General features: G+C 62.8%; 14 protein-coding genes. 3 read left to right on the top strand and 11 right to left on the bottom strand.

Annotation, left to right across the window (positions count from 1 at the left end):
* Positions 1 to 3: 3 nt before the first annotated feature.
* Positions 4 to 810, top strand: coding sequence for a head GIN domain-containing protein (locus GTP27_RS09430; RefSeq protein ID WP_161038933.1), 807 nt, complete (start codon positions 4 to 6; stop codon positions 808 to 810).
* A 1-nt stretch (position 811) separates the two neighbouring features.
* Here GTP27_RS09430 and GTP27_RS09425 read toward each other — a convergent pair whose 3' ends face one another.
* The 4 genes from GTP27_RS09425 to thrC are packed head-to-tail and all read right to left on the bottom strand — an operon-like array spanning position 812 to position 5,031.
* Positions 812 to 2,059: a TIGR03862 family flavoprotein gene (locus tag GTP27_RS09425; protein ID WP_161038932.1), complete on the bottom strand. Its 1,248-nt coding sequence runs from the start codon at positions 2,057 to 2,059 to the stop codon at positions 812 to 814.
* Positions 2,060 to 2,314: a molybdopterin converting factor subunit 1 gene (gene moaD / locus GTP27_RS09420; protein WP_161038931.1), complete on the bottom strand. Its 255-nt coding sequence runs from the start codon at positions 2,312 to 2,314 to the stop codon at positions 2,060 to 2,062.
* Entirely contained in the window at positions 2,314 to 3,540 is a 1,227-nt protein-coding gene (locus GTP27_RS09415) for a molybdopterin molybdotransferase MoeA (protein WP_229633590.1), read from the bottom strand. The genes moaD and GTP27_RS09415 overlap by 1 nt, the downstream gene beginning before the upstream one ends.
* Positions 3,541 to 3,552: 12 nt before the next feature.
* Positions 3,553 to 5,031: a threonine synthase gene (gene thrC, locus GTP27_RS09410; protein WP_161038930.1), complete on the bottom strand. Its 1,479-nt coding sequence runs from the start codon at positions 5,029 to 5,031 to the stop codon at positions 3,553 to 3,555.
* A gap of 299 nt (positions 5,032 to 5,330) precedes the next feature.
* Here thrC and GTP27_RS09405 point away from each other — a divergent pair, with 299 nt between their 5' ends.
* Positions 5,331 to 8,375, top strand: coding sequence for a bifunctional diguanylate cyclase/phosphodiesterase (locus GTP27_RS09405; protein WP_202416657.1), 3,045 nt, complete (start codon positions 5,331 to 5,333; stop codon positions 8,373 to 8,375).
* A gap of 39 nt (positions 8,376 to 8,414) precedes the next feature.
* On the opposite strand, the gene GTP27_RS09400 is transcribed toward GTP27_RS09405, so the two are convergent.
* From GTP27_RS09400 to kbl, 3 genes are all read right to left on the bottom strand, one after another.
* A complete protein-coding gene (locus GTP27_RS09400; protein WP_161038928.1) occupies positions 8,415 to 9,809 on the bottom strand; it encodes an L-serine ammonia-lyase in 1,395 nt (464 codons plus the stop codon).
* Positions 9,810 to 9,903: 94 nt separating this feature from the next.
* Positions 9,904 to 10,875, bottom strand: coding sequence for an NAD-dependent epimerase/dehydratase family protein (locus GTP27_RS09395; protein ID WP_161038927.1), 972 nt, complete (start codon positions 10,873 to 10,875; stop codon positions 9,904 to 9,906).
* 26 nt (positions 10,876 to 10,901) lie between these two features.
* Positions 10,902 to 12,107: a glycine C-acetyltransferase gene (gene kbl, locus GTP27_RS09390; RefSeq protein ID WP_161038926.1), complete on the bottom strand. Its 1,206-nt coding sequence runs from the start codon at positions 12,105 to 12,107 to the stop codon at positions 10,902 to 10,904.
* Between the two features lie 159 nt (positions 12,108 to 12,266).
* Here kbl and GTP27_RS09385 point away from each other — a divergent pair, with 159 nt between their 5' ends.
* Positions 12,267 to 12,842 carry a helix-turn-helix domain-containing protein gene (locus GTP27_RS09385; protein ID WP_161038925.1) on the top strand — a complete coding sequence of 192 codons (576 nt, stop codon included), beginning with the start codon at positions 12,267 to 12,269 and terminating at the stop codon, positions 12,840 to 12,842.
* 93 nt (positions 12,843 to 12,935) lie between these two features.
* On the opposite strand, the gene GTP27_RS09380 is transcribed toward GTP27_RS09385, so the two are convergent.
* The 4 genes from GTP27_RS09380 to GTP27_RS09365 all read right to left on the bottom strand — a co-directional run bounded on the left by GTP27_RS09380 (position 12,936) and on the right by GTP27_RS09365 (position 21,450).
* On the bottom strand, positions 12,936 to 14,138 hold the full coding sequence (locus GTP27_RS09380; RefSeq protein ID WP_161038924.1) for an ammonium transporter: 1,203 nt from the start codon (positions 14,136 to 14,138) through the stop codon (positions 12,936 to 12,938).
* A gap of 171 nt (positions 14,139 to 14,309) precedes the next feature.
* Positions 14,310 to 16,805, bottom strand: coding sequence for a zinc-dependent metalloprotease (locus GTP27_RS09375; protein WP_161038923.1), 2,496 nt, complete (start codon positions 16,803 to 16,805; stop codon positions 14,310 to 14,312).
* The gene (locus tag GTP27_RS09370; RefSeq protein WP_161038922.1) at positions 16,802 to 18,964 is read right to left on the bottom strand and encodes a prolyl oligopeptidase family serine peptidase; all 2,163 of its coding nucleotides are present in this window, start codon (positions 18,962 to 18,964) and stop codon (positions 16,802 to 16,804) included. Before GTP27_RS09370 ends, GTP27_RS09375 begins: the two co-directional genes overlap by 4 nt.
* A gap of 89 nt (positions 18,965 to 19,053) precedes the next feature.
* Positions 19,054 to 21,450: a putative bifunctional diguanylate cyclase/phosphodiesterase gene (locus tag GTP27_RS09365; protein WP_161039058.1), complete on the bottom strand. Its 2,397-nt coding sequence runs from the start codon at positions 21,448 to 21,450 to the stop codon at positions 19,054 to 19,056.
* Between the last annotated feature and the right edge of the window lies 1 nt (position 21,451).

Genomic DNA, 21,451 nt, shown 5'->3' with positions numbered 1-21,451 from the left:
GCTATGCGCTCACTGCTCAAAATCGCCACCAGCCTGCTGTTACTGGCATTTGTACTGATAGGCATCAGCTACAGCATGCTCAAAGCCTATGGCACCACCAGTCTCTCCAGCTCGGCAGGACGGGCGCTGGCGGGCGAAAACCGCCCTGTCGACGGCATGGCCAACAGCGTCGAAGTCAGCGGCCCGATCGACCTGACCCTCACTCAGGGCCAGCCGGCCAGCCTGAAAGTACGGGGCGAACAGCGCTCGCTGGCCAATATCGAGACCATACAGGATGGCGCCGAGCTGCATATCGGCACCAAGGGCATGCTGCTCAACCCGCGCCACCGGCTGCGGGTGGAACTGGTGCTGCCCGATCTGCGCGAGCTGGTGGTCAACAGCAGCGGCGAAACCCGCGTACAGGGCTTCAGCGGCGACCGGCTGGAACTGCAGCTGCACGGCTCGGGCAATCTGGATTTCAGCGGCCGTTATCGCACGCTGGAAGCGGCCATCCATGGCAGCGGCCACCTCAACCTCAATGCCGGCAATAGCGACCACGTGACGCTGGAGATGGTGGGTTCCGGCACACTGGCGGCCGCCGGCAGCTGCAAGGATCTGAATGCGGAGGTGACGGGATCGGGCGACCTCGATGCGCGCCATCTGAGTGCCGACAAAGTGGTACTCAATCAGCGCGGCTCGGGCAGCAGCCAGGTGTTTGCGCGCCGCAGCGCCGACCTGACCCTGCGCGGCAGCGGCGACGTCAGGGTGCTGGGCCGCCCCGACCAGCGCAGTGTAGACCGCAACGGCTCGGGCGACGTGAGCTGGGAATAGACTAGACCAGCCAGCGCAGCACATCGCGTGCTGCAGCCTGCCCGCCGGCCAGACAGGCGGTAAGCAGATAACCGCCCGTGGGCGCTTCCCAGTCCACCATTTCGCCCGCCACGAATACCCCCGGCACAGCCGCCAGCATGCAGCCCTCCAGCGCATCCCAGCGCACGCCACCGGCACTGCTGATGGCCTCATCGATAGGACGGGGGCGCAGCAGACGCAGTGGCAGATGCTTGATGGCCTGCGCCAGCTGTTCGCCGTCGGCATACTGCTCCTTGCTCAGGCATTCGCGCAGCAATCCGGCTTTGACGCCCTTGATGCCTAGCCGGCTTTGCAGGTGGCTGGCCATGGAACGGGCACCGCGCGGGCGCTGCACCTCCGCCGCCACCCGCTCGGCGCTGAAATCGGGCAGCAGATCGAGATAGATGGCGGCATGGCCATCGGCGTTAATCTGTTCGCGCAGCGCAGCCGACAGCGCATAAATCAGACTGCCTTCCACACCACCCGCCGTCACCACGAACTGGCCCTGCTTGTACAGGCTGTGGCCATCGGCACCGCGCGCGCTGATCGCCACGGTGGTCAGCGGTTCTCCCGCATGGCGCTCGCTGAAATGCGCGCTCCAGTCCACATCGAAACCGCAGTTGGCGGCCTGCAGCGGTGCGACAGCAACGCCGCGCGCCGCCAGCAATGGCAGCCAGCTACCATCCGATCCCAGCCGCGCCCAGCTGCCGCCGCCCAGTGCCAGCACCACGGCGTCGGCCTGCACCAGTACGTCGCCCTGCGGGCCCTGCAGCAACAGCGCGTCACCGCGCCAGCCCAGCCAGCGATGGCGCATATGGAACTGCACGCCGGCTTCGCGCAGGCGATGCAGCCACGCCCGCAGCAGCGGCGCAGCTTTCATGTCAGTGGGGAATACGCGGCCGGAACTGCCGACGAAGGTTTCCAGACCCAGACCACGGACCCAGTCGCGCACTGCCTGCGGGCCAAATGCGTCGAGCATGGGCAGTAGCGGCGCCGTACTGGCGCCATAGCGGGTCACAAACTGGGAATAGGGTTCGGCGTGGGTGATGTTCATGCCGCCACGGCCAGCCAGCAGAAATTTGCGCCCCACCGAAGGCATGGCATCGTACAGATCGACCTGTACCCCGGCCAGAGCCAGCTGCTGTGCCGCCATCAGGCCGGCAGGCCCGCCGCCGATCACGGCAACCCGCGCACGCACCGGATTCGCCGTCTGTGCTGCCTGCTGCGTCATTCAGCCGCCTGTCACAGGCGGGAAGAACGCCACTTCCGCACCATCGGCCACGGCGGCGTCGGCATCGCACATCACCTGATTGCAGGCCATGCGCAGCGCCGTGCTGCCCAGCGCCTGCTGCCAGACGTCGCCGCGCCCAGCCAGATGGGCGCGCAAACCGCCCACCGTGCTCACGCCTGCCGGCAATTCCAGCACTTCGGAGGCGGTGCCCAGCGCTTCGCGCACGCTGGCAAAAAATTTTACAGTGACAGACATCAGTACATTAACTCGCTAAACGGTATAAATCGCACGCTATCGCCGCGTGCTATGGCCTGTCCGGGCGGATTATCGACCACGCCATCGCCCCAGACGGTGGAGGTCAGCACGCCGGAGCTCTGGTTGGAGAAACGTTCCAGCCCACCCTCGGCGTTCAGGCGCACGCGCAGGAACTCGTTGCGGCGGTCGGCCTTGGGCCAGTCGAAATCGGCCCGCATGGTGTAGGCGCGCGGCGCCAGCCCATGTTCCACGCCCTGCAGCCGCAATATGAATGGCCGCACGAACAGCAGGAAAGTGATAAAGCTCGATACGGGGTTGCCGGGCAGCCCGGTAAAGAAGGCCTGCCCTACTTCGCCGAATGCCAGCGGTTTGCCCGGTTTGACGGCAATCTGCCACATATTCAGCCGGCCCTCGGCTTCCACCGCAGGCTTGATGTGGTCTTCCTCACCGACGGAAACACCGCCGGAAGTGATGATCAGATCATGGCCCTGCGCTGCCTCGCGCAGCACGGCGCGGGTCGCCGCCAGCGTATCGGGCACGATGCCGAAATCGCTGATCTCGCAGCCCAGATTTTCCAGCAGGGCGCGGATGGTAAACCGGTTGGAATTGTAGATCGCGCCCGGCGCCAGCGGTTCACCCGGCATGGTCAGCTCATCGCCCGTAAAGAATACTGCCACGCGCAGCTTGCGCCGCACGGGCAGCTGCGCCAGCCCTACCGAAGCGGCCAGCCCCAGTTCCTGACTGCGCAGCCGGGTGCCGGCCGGCAGCACCACGCTGCCCGTGCGGATATCTTCGCCGGCACGGCGTATCCAGTCGCCGGCCTTGGGCGTATGGCGCACGGTGACCACGCCATCCTTGAACTCGCACTGCTCCTGCATGACCACGGCATCGGCGCCGGGCGGTATCATCGCGCCGGTAAAAATCCGCGCTGCCGTGCCAGCCGCCAGTTCGCTGCCCACATGGCCGGCCGGAATGCGCTGCGACACGGGCAAGGCGGCGCCGCCGCTGGCGCAATCGGCAGCGCGCACGGCATAGCCATCCATCTGGGTGTTGTCCATGCCGGGCACGTTCATAGCCGACACCTGTGCCTCGGCCAGCACGCGGCCGTTGGCGGCCAGCGTGGACACGCTTTCCACCCCCTCCACCACGCGGGCGGCAGCCGCCATCAGCTGCAGCGCTGCGCTGACGGATAACATGGGCGGGGGCTGATGCTGATGGCTGCTCATGCTGGATCTGCCTTACAGACCGGTATTGGTGGCGATGTACTGCTTGAGCTTTTCCACATCGACCGGCATGACCACGAATTTCTGCGGCAGGTCTTCGATGTTTTCGAAACCGGCCGGACGCTCGGCGTCCTGACCCAGCGCTTCCAGGATGGTTTCGTTAAATTTGGCCGCCAGCGCAGTTTCCAGCACGATCATGGTGACGCCCGGTTCGATGTGCTCGCGCGCCACCTTGATGCCGTCCGCCGTGTGGGTGTCGATCACGATGCCGTAGTCGTCGGCCACATCGCGGATGGTGTCGAGGCGGTCGGCATGGGTGGATTTGCCCGACTTGAAGCCGTAGTTGGCCACCAGCTTGAACTCGTCGCCATCGCTGCCCGGTTTGCCGGACAGGTCGAAGCCGCCATGCGTTTCCACTTTCTGGAACAGGGCGCGGGTGCGGTCGCCATCGCGGCCCACCAGATCGTAGATAAAGCGCTCGAAGTTGGACGCCTTGGAGATGTCCATCGACGGGCTGCTGGTGTGATAGGTCTCGGCCGATTTGCGCACGCGGTACACGCCGGTGCGGAAGAATTCGTCCAGCACGTCGTTTTCATTGGTGGCGGCCACCAGCTTATCGATCGGCAGGCCCATCATGCGGGCGATGTGGCCGGCGCAGATATTGCCGAAGTTACCAGACGGGACGGTGAAGGAGACTTTCTGCTCGTTCGAGGTGGTGGCCGACAGATAGCCACGGAAGTAGTACACCACCTGCGCCACCACACGGGCCCAGTTGATCGAATTGACCGTACCGATCTTGTAGCGTCGCTTGAATTCCAGATCGTTGGACACGGCTTTGACCATATCCTGGGCATCATCGAACACGCCTTCGAGCGCGATGTTGAAGATGTTAGGGTCCTGCAGGCTGAACATCTGCGCCGTCTGGAAGGCGCTCATTTTGCTATGCGGCGACAGCATGAACACGCGCACGCCTTTTTTACCACGCATGGCGTATTCGGCCGCACTGCCCGTATCGCCCGAGGTGGCGCCGAAGATATTCAGCTGTTCGTCCTGCTTGGCCAGCGCGTATTCGAACAGATTGCCCAGCAACTGCATGGCCATATCCTTGAAGGCCAGCGTGGGGCCGTTGGACAGCGCCTGCAGCACCAGTTTGCTGCCGTCGGCGTGCTCTTCCAGCACGCGCAGCGGCGTGATCTGGCTGGCTTTTTCGCCGGCGCGGGTGTTTTTATAGACTTCCTTGGTATAGGTCTTGGCGGTCAGAGCGCGCAGGTCGGCTTCCGGTATATCGGTGGCAAACTTCTTCAGAATCTGGAAAGCCAGATCGGCATACGACAGATCGCGCCAGGCATTGAGCTCGTCGCCCGTTACCTGCGGATAGGCGGTCGGCAGGAACAGGCCACCGTCAGCGGCAAGGCCGCCCAGCAGAATATCGGAGAATTGTTGGGTAGAGGAAGCAGCGGCCGACGCGGCGGCGCGGGTAGACACGTATTGCATAGGTAGGAAAGTCCGGTTGAGCTTACGGCAAATGGGCAGAACGGTACACAGCGAGCGGCTATTATAGTGCGCCCGGGCCCCAGCCGTGAAATGGACGTTGTATTATCTGCAGCGCAACACACTAGAATGCTGGCAATTTGTTACTTGCACCCCCTATACTAAGGGCTGCGCTTCCCTGTTCAGCTTGCTTTCGACCCCCAATGCCCGTGTCAGACCAACGCCAGCCGCCGCAATTTACCCGCTTCCTCCAATATTGCGTTGGCCTCATTGTAGTTGCCGCACTGACATTTGTAGCCTATGTGTGGACGGAAAAACGCATAGACCGCGCCAACGAAAAGCGCTTCCAGTCGCAAGCACTGGTGGAAGAACTGCGCCACTCGTCCGATGACCTGACCCGCATGGCGCGCAGCTACATCATCACCGGCGAAGCGCATTTCCGTAGCCATTATCTGGAAATCCTCGACATCCGCGATGGCCGAGCCCCGCGCCCGCTGCGCTACGAGGACGTGTACTGGGATCTGGTACTCGACGGCGAACACCGTCCCCGTCCTTCCGGCCCGGCTATTCCCCTGCTCGAAATGATGCGCGCTGCCGGCTTCACCGATCAGGAAATGGAGCTGCTGGCCCAGTCCAAGCGCGAATCGGACCGCCTCTCGACCATAGAACGCAATGCCATCGGCATGCGCGACCGCGCCGATGTCACGCCGGAAGCGCTGCAGCAGGCCATGCTGATGCTGCACAACCCCTACTACCACCATGCCAAGGCACGCATCATGTCGCCTATCGGCCAGGTCAGCTACAGCGTCGAGCAGCGCACCCTGATGGAAGTCAGGCTGGCAGAGAACGACGCGCTGCTGGCCCGCATCATCTTTGGCCTGAGCGCACTGGGGCTGCTGGTGATGTTGTGGCGCACCAAGCGCAGTCTGGATACCTCGCTGGGCTGCAATGTCGAGCAGCTCCAGCGCAGCATCACCCGGCTCGGTCAGGGAGAACTCGATCCGCCCCTGCTGGTAGCACCGGGCGCACGCGATACCGTATGGGGCTGGGTAGGCGAATTGCAGCGCAATCTGGCGCGGCTGGAGCAGGAGCGGCTGGCCGCGCAGGCGCGTACCCACCGCCTTAGCCGGCTATATATGGCGCTGAGCCAGTGCAATCAGGCTATTGTGCGCTGCCGTTCCGAACACGAACTGTTCCAGCACATCTGCGATGCCATCGTCACCCATGGCGGCATGTCCATGGCCTGGATAGGCGCAGTCGATGGCGCCCACCACACGCTGGCGGCTGTCGCCTGGGCCGGGGTGGGCACCAAATATCTGGAACAGGTACACCTCTCGCTAAGCGCCGATGTGCCGGAAGGCTGCGGCCCCGCCGGTCTGTCCTACCGCAGCGGTGAACCTTACTGGTGCCAGAATTTTATGGAGGCCGAAGAAACCCGCATCTGGCATGCGCGCGCCGCCGAATTCGGCTGGGCTGCTTCCACCGCCATCCCGCTGCGCCGGCAGGGGAAAGTGGTAGCCATCCTCTCGGCGTATTCGGACGCCCGCAATGCCTTCGACGAAGATGCCCAGAACCTGCTGATGGAAATGCGCCTCGATATCGAATTCGCACTGAAGAACTTCGACCACCAGCAGGACCGCAAGCGCACCGAAGAAAATCTGCGCAAGAGCGAACAGCGGCTGCGCACCATCATCGAAACCGAACCGGAATGCGTGATGCTGATCGATGCTGCCGGCAAGTTCCAGGACATCAACGCAGCCGGCCTGCGCATGCTGCAGGCCGACAGTCTGGAAACGTTGCAGCAGACCACGCCGGAACGTCTGATCCTGCCGGAATATCGCGAGGCCTTCAATCTGCTGCTGCGGCGTGTGATGGCCGGTGAAAGCGGCCATCTGGAATTCCGCATACAGGGTCTGCAGGGCGAACAGCGACTGCTGGAAACCCATGCCGCACCTATGGATAACGCTCCCGGGCAGGAGCGTGTGCTGCTGGGGATTACCCGCGACGTGACGGAGCGCCGGCTGGCCGATGAACGCATCCAGTATCTGGCCCACTACGACGCGCTGACCGGCCTGCCCAACCGCACCCAGTTGCAGGAGCATGCCCATATGGCGCTCGCGCTGGCGCGCCGCCAGCACAGCACACTGGCCCTGCTGATGCTCGATCTCGATCACTTCAAGGACATCAACGATTCGCTCGGCCACAGCGTGGGCGACCAGCTGCTGTGCGAACTGGCCACCCGCCTGCGCGGCGCCATGCGCGAACAGGACATGGTGGCGCGTCTTGGCGGCGACGAATTCATCTTTGTGCTGCAGGGCCTGAATGCGGACGAAGTCGCCAGCGTAGCGCAGAAGCTGCTCGATCTGATCGACCGGCCCTTCCGCATCGGCATCCACGACCTGAAAGTCACCGCCTCGCTGGGCGTGGCCATCTATCCGGCCGACGGCGAAGAAATCGAGGCCCTGCTGCAGCGGGCCGACGCTGCCATGTATCAGGTCAAGCGTTCGGGCCGGCACGGCATCCGCTTCTTCACCAGCGCCATGCAGCAGCGCGCGGCGCGCCATCTGCAACTGGTGAATGCACTGCGCTATGCGATCGAACGCGATCAGCTGCATGTGCTCTACCAGCCGCAGGTGGCACTGCGCGAACGTGCCATCATCGGTGCCGAGGCCCTGCTGCGCTGGGAAACGCCGGAACTGGGCAAGGTCTCGCCGGCCGAATTCATTCCCGCTGCCGAAGAAAGTGGCCTGATCCAGAGCATAGGCGCGTGGGTGCTGCGCGAAGCCGTGCGTCAGGCCGTGCGCTGGCGTAGCGAAGGACTGCCGCCGGTGACCATGGCGGTCAATCTGTCGGCAGTGCAGTTCCGCAATACCGACCTGCCCAAACTGATTACCCGCATCCTGCAGGAAGAAGGTTTGCCCGCCGAGTATCTGGAACTGGAACTGACGGAAGCGGTGGCGGCGAACGATCCGCAGGGGGCCATCGCCATGATGAACAAGCTGCACGAACGGGGTGTGCGCATGTCGATCGACGATTTCGGCACGGGCTTCTCCTCGCTCAGCCACCTGAAGAAATTCATGGCCTACAAGCTCAAGATCGACCAGTCCTTCGTGCGCGACATCACTACCGACGCCGAAGACCGCGCCATCGTCAATGCCATCATCCAGATGGCGCGCAGCCTGGGCATGCGCACCATCGCCGAAGGCGTGGAGACGGTAGAACAGTTAAGCTACCTGCACGAACATCTGTGCGACGAGATACAGGGCTATTACTTCAGCCGCCCCGTCACGGCAACCGCGTTCCGCCAGCTGCTGCTGGACGGCGCGGCGCGCGCGTTCAACCCTTAAGGCGGCAGGAACCGGCAACGCAGCGGCCGGCGCGCAGTGTCAGCAGGCTGCGTGGTTGACGGTGATGACGTGGATGGCCAGACCGCCCAGCGAGGTTTCCTTGTACTTGGCCTGCATGTCGGCGCCCGTCTGGCGCATGGTTTCGATCACCTCGTCCAGACTGACGAAGTGGGTACCGTCTCCCTTGAGCGCCAGCGATGCCGCCGTAATAGCCTTGACGGCACCCATGCCATTACGTTCGATGCAGGGAATCTGTACCAGCCCGCCGATAGGATCGCAGGTCATGCCCAGATGGTGCTCGATGCCGATTTCGGCCGCATTTTCGATCTGCTGGTTGCTGCCGCCCAGCGCTGCCACCAGACCGGCTGCGGCCATGGCACAGGCCACCCCTACTTCCCCCTGACAGCCGATTTCGGCGCCCGAGATCGAGGCATTGCGCTTGCACAGCATGCCGATAGCAGCTGCCGTCAGCAGGAAATTGCGTACGCCGGTCACCGCGTCGGCCGGCTTGCAGTCTTCCGCGTAGTAGCGCAGCACTGCCGGAATAATGCCCGCCGCGCCGTTGGTCGGCGCCGTCACCACCCGGCCACCGGCGGCGTTTTCTTCATTGACGGCCATGGCGTACAGGCTGACCTGATGCAGCGCGTCGTGCGGTAGATCATTTACCGGTGTTGCGGCGGCGCTCTTGTCGTTGGCTTGCTGCCACAGTTTGGCGGCGCGGCGCTTGACGTTCAGGCCGCCGGGCAGCTGGCCCGGCGTGCAGAGACCGTGGGCGATGCAGTCGCGCATAACCTGCCAGATGCGGTCCATGCCGGCATCGAGTTCGGCATCGCTGTAGCGCACGTTCTCGTTAGCACGCAACATCTGCGGAATGCTCAGGCCAGTGCGCTCGCCATGCGCCAGCAGCTGGGCCATGGTATCGAAGGGATACGGACGTGCCGCCGCTGCACCGCCTGCCGGCGCCACTGCCTGCTCGCCTTCGGCGCGGATAAAGCCGCCGCCTACCGAGTAATACACCTTGCTGGTGCTGCTGCCGTCCCGCCGGCTCAGCGTAAAGCGCATGCCGTTCGGGTGTTCCGCCAGCGATTCCGCCATGTGGAACAGCAGGTGCTCGGCACGACGGAAAGGCACGACATGGCTGCCCAGCAGATTGAGCTGGCCGCTGGCCTCGGCCTGCGCCAGTTGCTGGTCTACGCTGGCCGGATCGACGTCCTGCGGCGTCTCGCCCATCAGGCCAAGCAGCACCGCCTTGTCGGTAGCGTGGCCCACGCCCGTCAGCGCCAGCGAGCCATATAGTTCGGCGGTGACTGAGCTGACGTCGTCTAGCGGAGCGTTATCGAGCAAAAAGCGGCGCGCCGCCACCATCGGTCCCACCGTGTGGGAGCTGGAGGGGCCGATGCCGATCTTAAACAGATCAAATACGCTCATGTCCATCGTGTGTGTCTCTCTCTAATTCTGTATTTTTTTAGGTACTGTTTCGGGTGTTACAAAAAAGGCTGCGCATCATACACAGCCTTGGTGGAGAAGATCAAGCAGCTTTACCCAGACTCACGTCCACGTTGGCCAGCATGTCGGCCACCATTTCATCGATGCCGATGCGGGCTTGCCAGCCCCAGTCTGCCGTCGCCGCTGCATCGTCCAGACTCTGCGGCCAGGTATCGGCGATGGCCTGGCGGCTGTCCGGCTGGTAGGCGATCTTGAAATCCGGCAGTTTGCGGCTGATGGCGGCTGCCAGCTGTTCCGGATTGAAGGACACGCCTGCCACATTGTAGGCCGAACGCACCTTGATCAGTTCGGCCGGCGCATCCATCAGTTCGATGGTGGCGCGGATCGCGTCTGGCATGTAGATCATCGGCAGCGTGGTCTGCGGGCCGAGGAAGGATACATAGCGTTCGCCCCGCAGTGCCGAGTGGAAGATGGCGATAGCGTAGTCGGTGGTGCCGCCGCCCGGTGGCGATTTGAAGCTGATGATGCCCGGATAGCGGATGCTGCGCACGTCCACGCCATACTTGATGAAGTAGTACTCGCACAGGCGCTCGCCAGCCAGCTTGCTGATGCCGTAGATGGTGGTCGGGTCCATCACCGTGGTCTGCGGCGTATCCTGCGCCGGCGTGCTCGGGCCGAAGGCGGCAATCGAGGACGGCCAGAAGATGCGCAGCGGCTTGCCCACGGCATTGCGTTCGCGCGCCACTTCCAGAATGTTGAGCAGGCCATCCATATTCAGCGTCCACGCCTTCAGCGGCGCCGCTTCGCCCGTGGCCGACAGCATGGCCGCCAGCTGGTACACCTGGGTGATCTCTTCGCTAGCCACCAGCGCCGCCAGAGCGGCTTTATCGAGCACGTTGAGCGTGGTGTAGCGGGCCGCGTTGTACAGATTGTTCGGGCTGATGTCGGCGGCGATCACATTCTGCGCGCCATGCTGGGCGGCCAGCGCTTCCACCAGTTCACTGCCGATCTGGCCGTTGGCACCGATAACGAGGATGCGTTGCTGAGTGTTCATATTCTTATTCCTGACGATTTTCATGTTTAGTTCTTCAGCAGGCCCAGCTCGTGGCCGGCCTGTTCGAATGCCTTGAGTACGGTGACCAGTTGCGCGCGGCTATGGGCGGCCGACAGCTGCACGCGTACGCGCGCCTGCCCCATCGGCACCACCGGATAGAAGAAGCCGCTCAGCAGCACGCCCAGCTCGTACATACGGGCGGCGAATTTCTGCGCCACCTGCGCATCGAACAGCATCACCGGGACGACAGGGTGGGTGCCGGGCTTGATGGTGAAGCCGATACGCTCGATCTCGCTACGGAAGAAGGCGGTATTTTCATGCAGGCGGTCACGCAGTTCGGTCGAAGCGGACAGCTGTTCCAGCACGGCCAGCGAAGCACCGGCGATGGCCGGTGCCAGCGTGTTGGAGAACAGGTAAGGCCGCGACTTCTGGCGCAGCATCTCGATCACTTCCTTGCGGGCCGACGTGAAGCCGCCCATGGCGCCGCCCAGCGCCTTGCCCAGCGTGCCGGTGATGATGTCGACACGGCCCATCACATTGTGGTGCTCGTGGGTGCCGCGGCCAGTCGGGCCCATGAAACCGGAAGCATGGCATTCGTCTATCATCACCAGCGCGCCGTATTTGTCGGCCAGATCGCAGATCTTGTCCAGCTGGGCAATCGTGCCGTCCATCGAGAACACGCCGTCCGTCACGATCACTTTGTGGCGCTTGTCGGCAGCTGCCTGCAGCTGGGCTTCCAGATCGGCCATATCGTTGTGGGCATAGCGGAAGCGCGCAGCCTTGCACAAACGGATACCGTCGATGATGGAGGCGTGGTTAAGCGCATCGGAGATGATGGCATCGTTCTCGTCGAACAGCGGCTCGAACACGCCGCCGTTGGCGTCGAAAGCCGCCGCGTACAATATGGTGTCTTCGGTGCCGAGGAACTTCGAGATGGCCTGTTCCAGCTGCTTGTGCACGGTCTGGGTACCGCAGATGAAACGTACCGACGACAGGCCGTAACCGTATTTTTCCGTCGCCGCGATGGAGGCCTGGGCCACCCACTCCTGGCCGGACAGGCCCAGATAGTTGTTGGCGCACATATTGATCAGCATTCGGCCATCCTCACCCATCACTTCGGCACCCTGACGCGAAGCCAGTACGCGCTCCGGTTTGTACAGACCCTGCGTGCGCAGCTGGTCGAGGTTGTCCTGAAGGCCGGTAAAGAAGCTGGATTTTGCCTGAATGCTCATATGGGTTCCTGTCTGTGGTACGATTTCACTACGTTATGAGAAATTCGTTATTTCGAACACGAATTCGATATATCGAATATTACAGAGTCCCATTGAACTCCGCAAGCCATTGCCGGGTGCTGATTCAATTGAAATTTAGTCCAAACGCCGAATAAAACAATGCAAACTCCTGTTTCAACCAATGCACCGCCCGAAGTTGGCGCGGCCCTGCAACGTTTACGCCTGGCCCGCGGGCTGACACTGGAGGATCTGTCGCGCATTGCCGGCGTGTCCAAGTCCATGCTGTCGCAGATAGAGCGGGAAAAAGCCAATCCCACCATCGCCATCACTTGGCGGCTGGCCAATGCCCTGGGCGTGCAGATCGGAGAATTGCTGGCGACGGCGGAAAAAGCACCGGAAACCATCCGCATACTGGAAGCCCACGAGACCCCCACTCTGCCCGGCCAGCACGCCGGCTACATCCTGCGCATCCTCGGGCCGATGGAACTGGCAGGCAAATATGAATGGTATGAGCTGACGCTGGCGCCGGGCGGCGAACTGGCTTCGCAGGGGCACGACCCCGGTGCGCAGGAACATGTGACACTGCTGCATGGCAGCGCCGAAGTGGAAGTGGGCGGCGACAAGCGCAAGCTGAAAGTGGGGGCGACAGCACGTTATCCCGGTGACTTGCAGCATATTATCCGCAACCTAGGCAAAACCGAGGCCAAGGCCCTGCTGGTGGTGATCCACCGCTAGAAAAAGAAAAAGGCTCCGGGTGGAGCCTTACTTATTGCAATTAAGAAACTGCAGCGCCCGAGGCAATATCCTCAGCGCTGCAGCATGCCGGCCTTACCAGCTCGATTCGCGCTCCGGCGTGGAACTGATGCGGTGGATGGCCAGATCGGCGCCCTGGAACTCATCTTCCGGATCCAGTCGCAGGCCCATCACCGCCTTGATGCCACCATAGACAATAGCCCCGCCGGCGAGCGCAATCACCACGCCCAGCGCAGTACCGGCCAGCTGCGCCGCAAACGTCACGCCGCCCACGCCGCCGAGCGACTTCAGGCCGAAGATACCGGCGGCAATACCGCCCCATGCACCGCACAGACCATGCAAGGGCCAAACGCCCAGCACATCGTCGATCTTCCATTTATTCTGGGCCAGCGTGAACATCGAGACGAACAGGGCACCGGCAACGCAGCCAGTGATCAGCGCGCCAAGCGGGTGCATCAGATCGGAACCGGCGCACACGGCCACCAGACCGGCCAGCGGACCATTGTAGGCAAAGCCCGGGTCATTCTTGCCCATCACCAGCGCTACCAGCGTACCGCCCACCATGGCCATCAGCGAATTCACGGCGACCAGTCCGTTCATCTTGTCCAGCGCCTGCGCGCTCATCACGTTGAAACCGAACCAGCCCACCGTCAGTATCCATGCCCCCAGTGCGAGGAAAGGAATCGACGATGGCGGATGGGCAGCTATCGCACCATTTTTCATGTAGCGGCCGCGGCGGGCACCCAGCAGCAGCACGGCAGGCAGCGCAATCCAGCCGCCCACGGCGTGCACCACCACGGAACCGGCGAAGTCATGGAACTCTGCGCCCAGCGCCGACACCAGCCACTCCTGCACGCCTAAGCGGTGGTTCCAGACTATGCCCTCGAAGAAGGGATAGACCAGCCCCACCAGCAAAGCCGTGGCCACCGTCTGCGGATGGAAGCGGGCACGCTCGGCGATGCCGCCCGAGATAATCGCCGGTATGGCGGCGGCAAAGGTGAGCAGGAAGAAGAACTTCACCAGCTCGTAGCCATTCTTCTCGGCCAGCACATCGGCCGAGGCGAAGAAGTTGATACCGTAGGCTATGCTGTAGCCGACAAAGAAATAGGCGATGGTGGACACCGCAAAGTCGACCAGAATCTTGACCAGCGCATTCACCTGGTTCTTCTTGCGCACCGTGCCCAGTTCCAGAAACGCGAAACCGGCATGCATGGCCAGAATCATGATGGCACCGAGCAGGATAAACAGTGCATCGGCGCCGCTTTTAAAATCACCCATCAGATTACTCCCCAAAATAATGCAGAAATTGTTGTATGCATTTAGTTGGAGCAATAATCGTACCAATTTGGTGCGACCAATTAAGTGCTTGATTTCATGATGTTTTGTTTTTGTGCATAGGTGCGCACTAAAATCGTGCGCACCGATTTAAGGCATCATTTTGGTGCAAAATCAGATAGGCGCACCGGGCGGTATCACCGGCAAGGTGCGCAATTTCACACTGTGCGGGTCATGCAGATAGGCCAGTATCAGTTCGGCGGCCTGTTTGCGGCTGGCCGCCGTGCTGCCCTGCCCCGGATGCTGCTGCAGCCAGGCTGCCAGCTGCTGCACACCGCCGCGCACCTGCGCCGCCACCTGCGGATGCAGCTTGCCGCTATCGAGCACGTTAAGCAGCGCATCGAGCACCACCCAGTTAGCCGCCAGCTGCACCGCCTCGCCGCCGGCCACGCTGGCCGGCACGGCGCCACGCTGCCAGCTCTTGCCCAGCACCTGCGCCAGCACGGTATCCACCCCCGGCTGGCGGGCATCGCGCGCCTGCTGCCATGCCAGCCGGTTGAGGCGCTCGGCATCGAACAGGAAAGTCGCAGTTTGCGCCGCCCCCGCTTCCACCATGGAAAGCGCGTCGAATACCGAGGCCATGCGGCTGGCGAAGTACTCGCGGCCCCGTTCATAGCCCACGGCCGGCGGCGTCAGCACATCGAGTAGCGCTGCAGGCAAAGCCAGATATTCGGCGGTAAAGGTGTCGCTCAGACGGGCCAGCGCCTGCTTCTGCTGGGCGGCCGGCGTGACGCGGGTGCCCGCCAGCGCGCTGCCGGCGCGGATATCGCCCGCGCTGGTGCTATCGAAACTGGCGCCGCCCACCAGACGTGCCAGCGCTTCGCCCTGATAGCGCTGGAGCAGATACACCGGTACCAGCCGCGCTTCCAGTTCACCCGCCTGGCGTGCTGCCGGCAGCACATCGTAGGAAAAGCCGGACAGCGCACGCTGACGCACTGCCGTCAGCTGGTCCCAGCTACGCAGGCTGTCGGCGCCGAAGTCCCACAGCAGGCCATCCGGATGGCTGGCGCCCGGTGTGCGCGCATCCTGATCACTCACATACTGCATGCCGGCCTGATGCGCGCTGGCACGCAAGGCTGCCAGCGCCTGCTGTTCCTGCTCGCCCTGACCGAAATCGCCGTAGATATAGCGCACGATGTAGTCGTCCCATGGGCCCACTCCCACGCCGTAGGCATCGGCCAGACTGGGCTTGCCCGCGCCGTCGAGCTTGAGCAGCGGATGCGGGTAGTCCATCACCGAGCCGTTGCCGTGCCGGCTGGCCGCAAAGTTATGGGCAAACCCCAGCGTGTGGCCGACTTCGTGCGCCGCCAGCTGGCGCAGACGCGCCAGTGCCATCTGCTCGGCCAGCTGCGCCCGGTCGGCGGGAGCGTCCTTGCCATAAGGCGCCAGCAGACTTTCCGCGATCAGTATGTCCTGCCGCACGCGCTGCGAGCCCAGCGTGACGGCGCCGCGCAGAATCTGGCCGGTGCGCGGATCAGCCAGCGCATTCCCGTAGGACCAGCCCCGTGTGGCGCGGTGCACCCAGTGGATCAGGTTATAGCGGATGTCCATCGCGTCCACGCCTTCTGGCAGCAGTTCGACGCGGAAGGCATCCCTGAAGCCGGCCTTCTCGAAAGCGCTGGCCCACCACGAAGCACCTTCGATCAGCGCGGAGCGCACCGGCTCGGGCGCGCCACGGTCGACGTAATAAACGATGGGCTTTTTGACCTTGCTGACAGGAGCGGAAGGATCGATTTTTTCGAGCCGGTGCCTGACCTGCCAGTGCACGTCGATGCTGCTGGCGAGCGGCGTGGCAAAATCAAAGTAGCTGACATCGAAGCCGCCTGAATACGGGTGATAGCTGCGCGGACGCCAGCCGCTATCGAGCGCGGGCAGGCGCACCATGCTGATGCGCTGGCGCAGCGCCACACTGGCGGCATCGGCAGCAACCTGACGGACAAACTCGCCGCTGGCTGGCCCGCTGAAAGTGAGCAGTGCTTCCAGCTCCAGATTATCGGGGAAAGCCCTGGCCTGCTCGGCCAGCACCGCGCTGCGCGCTGTATCTACCTGATAGTTACCCTGCCTGGTCGCCGCCAGCCGGGCGCTCACGCCGTGGCGGTCGGCCAGCAGGAAGCTGGAAAAATCCACCAGATGCAGGCTGCCTTCCGTGGCCAGTATCTCGCCCGTCCACAGCACGGCAGCGGCGAACGATTCGCGCACTGCCGCACGTTCGTCGGCATCGGCGGAATTGGCCACGTAGGCAGTGTTATCGCGTAGCAGGAATAGCTTATTGCCATGCCGCTCGAAGTGCACCATCTGCATTTCGCCGCCCTGCCCCCGATCCAGCCCCACATCGTTCGAACCGAGCGCGTAAGGCAGGGAACTCACCAGCAGAAACGGCTGTTCCAGCGTACTCACGCCCAGCAGCACGCGGCCCTTGGCCGTGTCGCGCCACAGATCGAACAGGCCGCCCTGCTTCGGCAGGTCGCGCGTCAGATCGGCCAGAGTGGTGGTGGCCGCCACCCCAGGAACGGGGCTGGCAGATGCCGCCAGCGCACTGCCCTCGGCCAGCAATCCCGCGCTGACCAGCAGCGCCAGCAGAACACGGCCCTTGCCGGTCGCGGGCCTCATGGCTGACCTACCGCGCTTGCACCGGCTGCATCCATCTGCAGTGCGCGGCTAAGGAAACCCCAGCGGTCGGTGACTTCGTCGATCTGCTTGCTGGTAGGCTTGCCCGCACCGTGTCCGGCCTTGCTATCGATACGGATCAGGATAGGTGCCGCAGCGCCCTGCGCTGCCTGTGCCGCCGCAGCGAACTTGAAGCTATGCGCCGGCACGACGCGGTCGTCATGGTCTGCCGTGGTAATCATGGTAGCCGGATAGCAGCCACCCTGCTTCAGATTATGCAGCGGCGAGTATTTGAGCAAAGCCTTGAATTCGTCGGGATTATCGGATGAACCATAGTCCGAGGTCCAGGCCCAGCCGATAGTGAATTTATGGAAGCGCAGCATATCGAGCACACCTACTTGCGGAATCGCGGCAGCAAACAGTTCCGGACGCTGGGTCATGGTAGCGCCTACCAGCAGGCCGCCGTTGCTGCCGCCGCCTATCGCCAGCTTGGCCGGCGAGGTAATCTTATGCTCGATCAGCCATTCGGCGGCGCCGATAAAATCATCGAACACGTTCTGCTTCTGCAGCCTGGTGCCGGCCGCATGCCAGGCTTCACCGTATTCGCCGCCGCCACGCAGATTGGGCACCACATACACGCCGCCCATTTCCAGCCAAGCCAGATTGGCCACCGAGAAAGCCGGTGTCAGCGAGATGTTGAAACCGCCGTAGCCATACAGATAGGTCGGATTGCTGCCATCATGCTTGAGCCCTTTTTTGGCGACGATGAACATCGGCACGCGAGTACCATCACGGCTGGTGTAGAACTCCTGCCGCACCTCGAAGGCAGCAGGATCGAAGTCCACCCGCGGCTGGCGGTACACGCTGCTCTTGTTGGTCTTCAGATCATGGCGATAGATGGTGGTGGGCGTGGTGAAGCTGGTATAGGAGTAGAAGGTCTCGCTATCGCCCCGCTTGCCGCCGAAGCCTCCAGCCGAACCTATGCCCGGCAGTTCGATATCGTGCAGCGGTTTGCCTTTCAGATCGAACACCTTGACCAGACTATGGGCATCGCTCAGGTAATCGATCACCAGCTGATTGTTCAGCAGCGAGGCCGACACCATGGTGTTGGCCGATTCCGCCACCAGCTGCTTCCAGTTGGCCAGCGCCGGTTTGCGGGTGTCGATGGCGACTATGCGGCCACGCGGCGCAGCGCGTTCGGTGCGGAACAGGAACACCGGACCGTCATTGCCGATGAAGCGATAGGCAGCATCAAATTCTTCCAGCAGCGCCACCACAGGCGCGCCTTTGCGCGACAGGTCCTTGTAGAATACCCGGTTCTTGTTCTCCGTGCCTTGCGAGCCGTTGATGATCAGATAGCGGCCATCTTCGCTGACTTCGGCGCCAAAGCCCCAGTCCTTGTGGTCGGGGCGTTCGTACACCAGCGTGTCGGCGCTTTGCGGCGTGCCCATCTTGTGAAAATACAGCTTCTGGAAGTAGTTCACGGCAGCCAGCTTGGTCGCCTCGCTAGGCTCGTCATAGCGGCTGTAGAAGAAGCCGGTGCCGTCATGCAGCCAGGCCGTGTTAGAGAATTTCACCCACTTGATCAGGTCGCCGGTGTCCTTGCCGGTTTCGATATCGCGCACCCGGATTTCGTTCCAGTCGGAGCCGGAAGCCGCCGTGCTATAGGCCAGATATCTGCCGTCCGGGCTGACCGCCGTTCCGGCCAGCGCCACCGTACCATCGGCTGCCAGCGTATTCGGATCGAGCAGCATGCGCGGCACATCGGCCAGCGTCTTCATGGTGTACAGCACGGACTGATTCTGCAACCCGTCATTACGGCTGTAGAAATAGCGGCCGCCTTCCTTGAACGGCACGCTGAAACGTTCGAAATTCCATAATCTGGTCAGGCGCTGACGGATCGCGTCGCGTGCCGCGATCTGCCCCAGATAACCCTGCGTGAGCCGGTTCTGTGCTTCCACCCAGGCATGCGTTTCGTCGCTGTTCGCATCTTCCAGCCAGCGATAGGGATCGGCCACCGTCGTGCCATGGTAGACATCCTGCTGCATTACGGTGCGACTCGCCGGATAGCTGATGGCAGGTCCGCCAGCCGGACAGGTTTGCGCCATGGCGGCAAAGTGGGTCAACAGCAGGCTGGCCAGCAGCGTAAGACGTCGTTGCATAAGTGTTCCGCGGGGTGAAGTTCAGGAACACCGATCATAGCCTGAAGCGTAGCAAATATGAAACGATAGCCAAATGACCAGAGCGATTTTTATTCGGTGCTAAGGGCCTGCCCTATCGATGGCGGGCGCCATCCGGCCAGCCAGTCCCGCATCTGTGCGGCCGGAATGGGCCGGCTCATGAAATAGCCCTGCCCCTGATCGCAGTCCATGCCAGCCAGCAGACTCCATACTTTTTCGTTCTCTATCCCTTCGGCTACCACCCGCAGGTCCATGGCCCGCGCCAGACTGATGGTGGACTGCACGATACGATAGTCGCCCGTATCCGTTTCCATATTCAGCACGAAGGACTTATCGATCTTAAGCTCGTTCACCGGCAGGCTTTTCAGATAGGCCAGCGAAGAATAGCCGGTGCCAAAATCGTCAATCGAAAGCTCGAAGCCCATGGCACTGAGCGCCGCCAGCGTGTTCTGCGCCCGCACCGGATCGTCCATGATGGCGCTTTCGGTAATCTCCAGACAGAACGATTTCGGTGACTGGCCGTGGCGCTGCAGCATTTCACCGAACTTGGCGGGCAGGTCCTGATCCATCAGATCGCGGGTGGACAGGTTGACCGAAATCTTGAGCTGCTGCCCCGCCTGTTCGAGCTGCTGGCACAGCTGCACCGAACGCTCCATGACCCAGCGCGTGAGCACGCGGATAAAGCCGGTCTGTTCGGCGAAGGGAATGAACTGGTCGGGGAATACATTGCCCCGTTGCGGGTGCTGCCAGCGCACCAGCGCCTCCATGCCCACCACCTGGCCCGTCTGCAGGGCGATCTTGGGCTGGACAAACAGGCGGAATTCATCGCGTTCGATGGCATGACGCAGCTCCGTCAGCAAGGACAGGCTTTGTTCGCTGCTCTTGTCCTGTGCCGCATCGTAGATCACCGCGCCATCATTGCGTACCTTGGCGCAGTACATCGCCACCTCGGCCATGCTGAGCAGAGTTTCGCCATCCTGGCCGTGGGCCGGATAGCCGGCGATGCCCAGACCGGCACCGATATCGACCGTCTGGTCTTCCAGCGATAGCGGGCTTTCCAGCACACGCAGAATGTCGGCGCCCAGCTGGCGTGCCGCGGCCAGATCCGCCGCCGGCAGCAGCACGGCAAATTCGTCGCCGCCCATACGGGCCAGTTCGGCCGCCTGCCCCTGCTGCTGCAGCAAGGTCTGCAGGCGCTGCGCCACCTGCTGCAGCAGCGCGTCGCCGAAACTGTGGCCCATCACATCATTGACATGTTTGAAGCGGTCCAGATCCATCATCAGCACGAACACCGCTTGCTGCTGCTGCCTGGCACGGCGCAGCGCCTCTTCAAGCTGCATCAGGAAACCGGCGCGGTTAGGCAGGTCGGTCAGCCGGTCGCGATAAGCCTGCCGCATTATCTTGTCTTCGCGCTGGGCGATACCGGCGCGCATGGCATCGAAGGCGCGCGCCAGTGCGCCGATTTCATCGCTGCGCCGGCTATGTACCGGCTGCTGATAATCGCCCAGTTCCAGCCGCCTGGCCGTTTCGGCCAGCGCGCTGATAGGCTGGGCGATGCGCTTGGCCGTGAACACGATGGCCAGCGACGAAATCACGATGCCGCCCAGTGTCAGCACGATCAGCCAGCGCTCCAGCCGCACGTATTCGGCCGTGGCTTCGTCGAACGAACGCGCCAGCAGCACCTGCGTGCTCTGCTCGCCCGCCTGCCCCAGCGGCAACAAACACATGCCGTAGCGGCTATCGCCCAGCAGCATATCGAAGGCCTGCTCGTTCGGAATCTGTCTGGCCTGCAGCTGGCCGCGCAGGGTGAAGGTCTGCTCCTGCTCCAGCGTGGAACCGGCAATCAGCCAGTCGCCCTTGCCGGAACGGGTCAGGATGGTGGTATCGAGTCCGCTGATGCCGTGCATGTCGCGCGCCAGTTGCCGGTCGATAGGGAAAGTCATCACCACCCAGGCGATCGTGACCGGCGCCTTTACCGGCACCACCACGATCTGGTAAGGCAGGCGGTCGATAATCGCCATGCCGCTCACGCCGTCGGCGGCCTCGGCCTGATCGAGCATGCCGAGCACCTGCTGTTCCAGCGCCGCCGCCTGCTTGGGATTCGTCGCTGCGCTGATCTGGCGATCGGCATTCACCAGCATGGTCAGCGCCGCCTTGATGCGGCTGCCGCTATTGACCAGCGCCGACTCGATGGTGGCACGGTCGCTATCATCGTTGTTGCCCACCAGCGCCACAAACGCCGTGTCGCGCGCCAGCAGGCGTGCACCGGAACGCAGGCTCTGGGCATTCTGCTCCAGCAGACGGCGGAACACTTTGCTGCCATTGGCCAGTTCGCTGCTAATGGACTGGCGCGCATTATTTTCGATACCGCGCTGTATCACCAGCAGCCCCACCACCTGCACCGCCACTACCAGCACCAGAAACAGCGTGACGATACGGCTTTCGAGGCTGCGGAAGCTTAATCGCATG

Origin of the sequence: Duganella qianjiadongensis (assembly GCF_009857915.1) — a bacterium.
In the GTDB taxonomy this organism is placed as follows: Bacteria; Pseudomonadota; Gammaproteobacteria; order Burkholderiales; family Burkholderiaceae_D; genus Rugamonas; species Rugamonas qianjiadongensis.
The sequence above is the reverse complement of the archived record's forward strand: the minus strand, read 5'-3'. Positions and strand labels throughout refer to the sequence as shown.

Bases quoted from the DNA above. Each gene is read 5' to 3' on its own strand.
- GTP27_RS09430 (WP_161038933.1), top strand. From the start codon at position 4: ATGCGCTCACTGCTCAAAATCGCCACCAGCCTGCTGTTACTGGCATTT.
- GTP27_RS09425 (WP_161038932.1), bottom strand. From the start codon at position 2,059: ATGACGCAGCAGGCAGCACAGACGGCGAATCCGGTGCGTGCGCGGGTT.
- moaD (WP_161038931.1), bottom strand. From the start codon at position 2,314: ATGTCTGTCACTGTAAAATTTTTTGCCAGCGTGCGCGAAGCGCTGGGC.
- GTP27_RS09415 (WP_229633590.1), bottom strand. From the start codon at position 3,540: ATGAGCAGCCATCAGCATCAGCCCCCGCCCATGTTATCCGTCAGCGCA.
- thrC (WP_161038930.1), bottom strand. From the start codon at position 5,031: ATGCAATACGTGTCTACCCGCGCCGCCGCGTCGGCCGCTGCTTCCTCT.
- GTP27_RS09400 (WP_161038928.1), bottom strand. From the start codon at position 9,809: ATGGACATGAGCGTATTTGATCTGTTTAAGATCGGCATCGGCCCCTCC.
- GTP27_RS09395 (WP_161038927.1), bottom strand. From the start codon at position 10,875: ATGAACACTCAGCAACGCATCCTCGTTATCGGTGCCAACGGCCAGATC.
- kbl (WP_161038926.1), bottom strand. From the start codon at position 12,107: ATGAGCATTCAGGCAAAATCCAGCTTCTTTACCGGCCTTCAGGACAAC.
- GTP27_RS09385 (WP_161038925.1), top strand. From the start codon at position 12,267: ATGCAAACTCCTGTTTCAACCAATGCACCGCCCGAAGTTGGCGCGGCC.
- GTP27_RS09380 (WP_161038924.1), bottom strand. From the start codon at position 14,138: ATGGGTGATTTTAAAAGCGGCGCCGATGCACTGTTTATCCTGCTCGGT.
- GTP27_RS09375 (WP_161038923.1), bottom strand. From the start codon at position 16,805: ATGAGGCCCGCGACCGGCAAGGGCCGTGTTCTGCTGGCGCTGCTGGTC.
- GTP27_RS09370 (WP_161038922.1), bottom strand. From the start codon at position 18,964: ATGCAACGACGTCTTACGCTGCTGGCCAGCCTGCTGTTGACCCACTTT.
- GTP27_RS09365 (WP_161039058.1), bottom strand. From the start codon at position 21,450: ATGCGATTAAGCTTCCGCAGCCTCGAAAGCCGTATCGTCACGCTGTTT.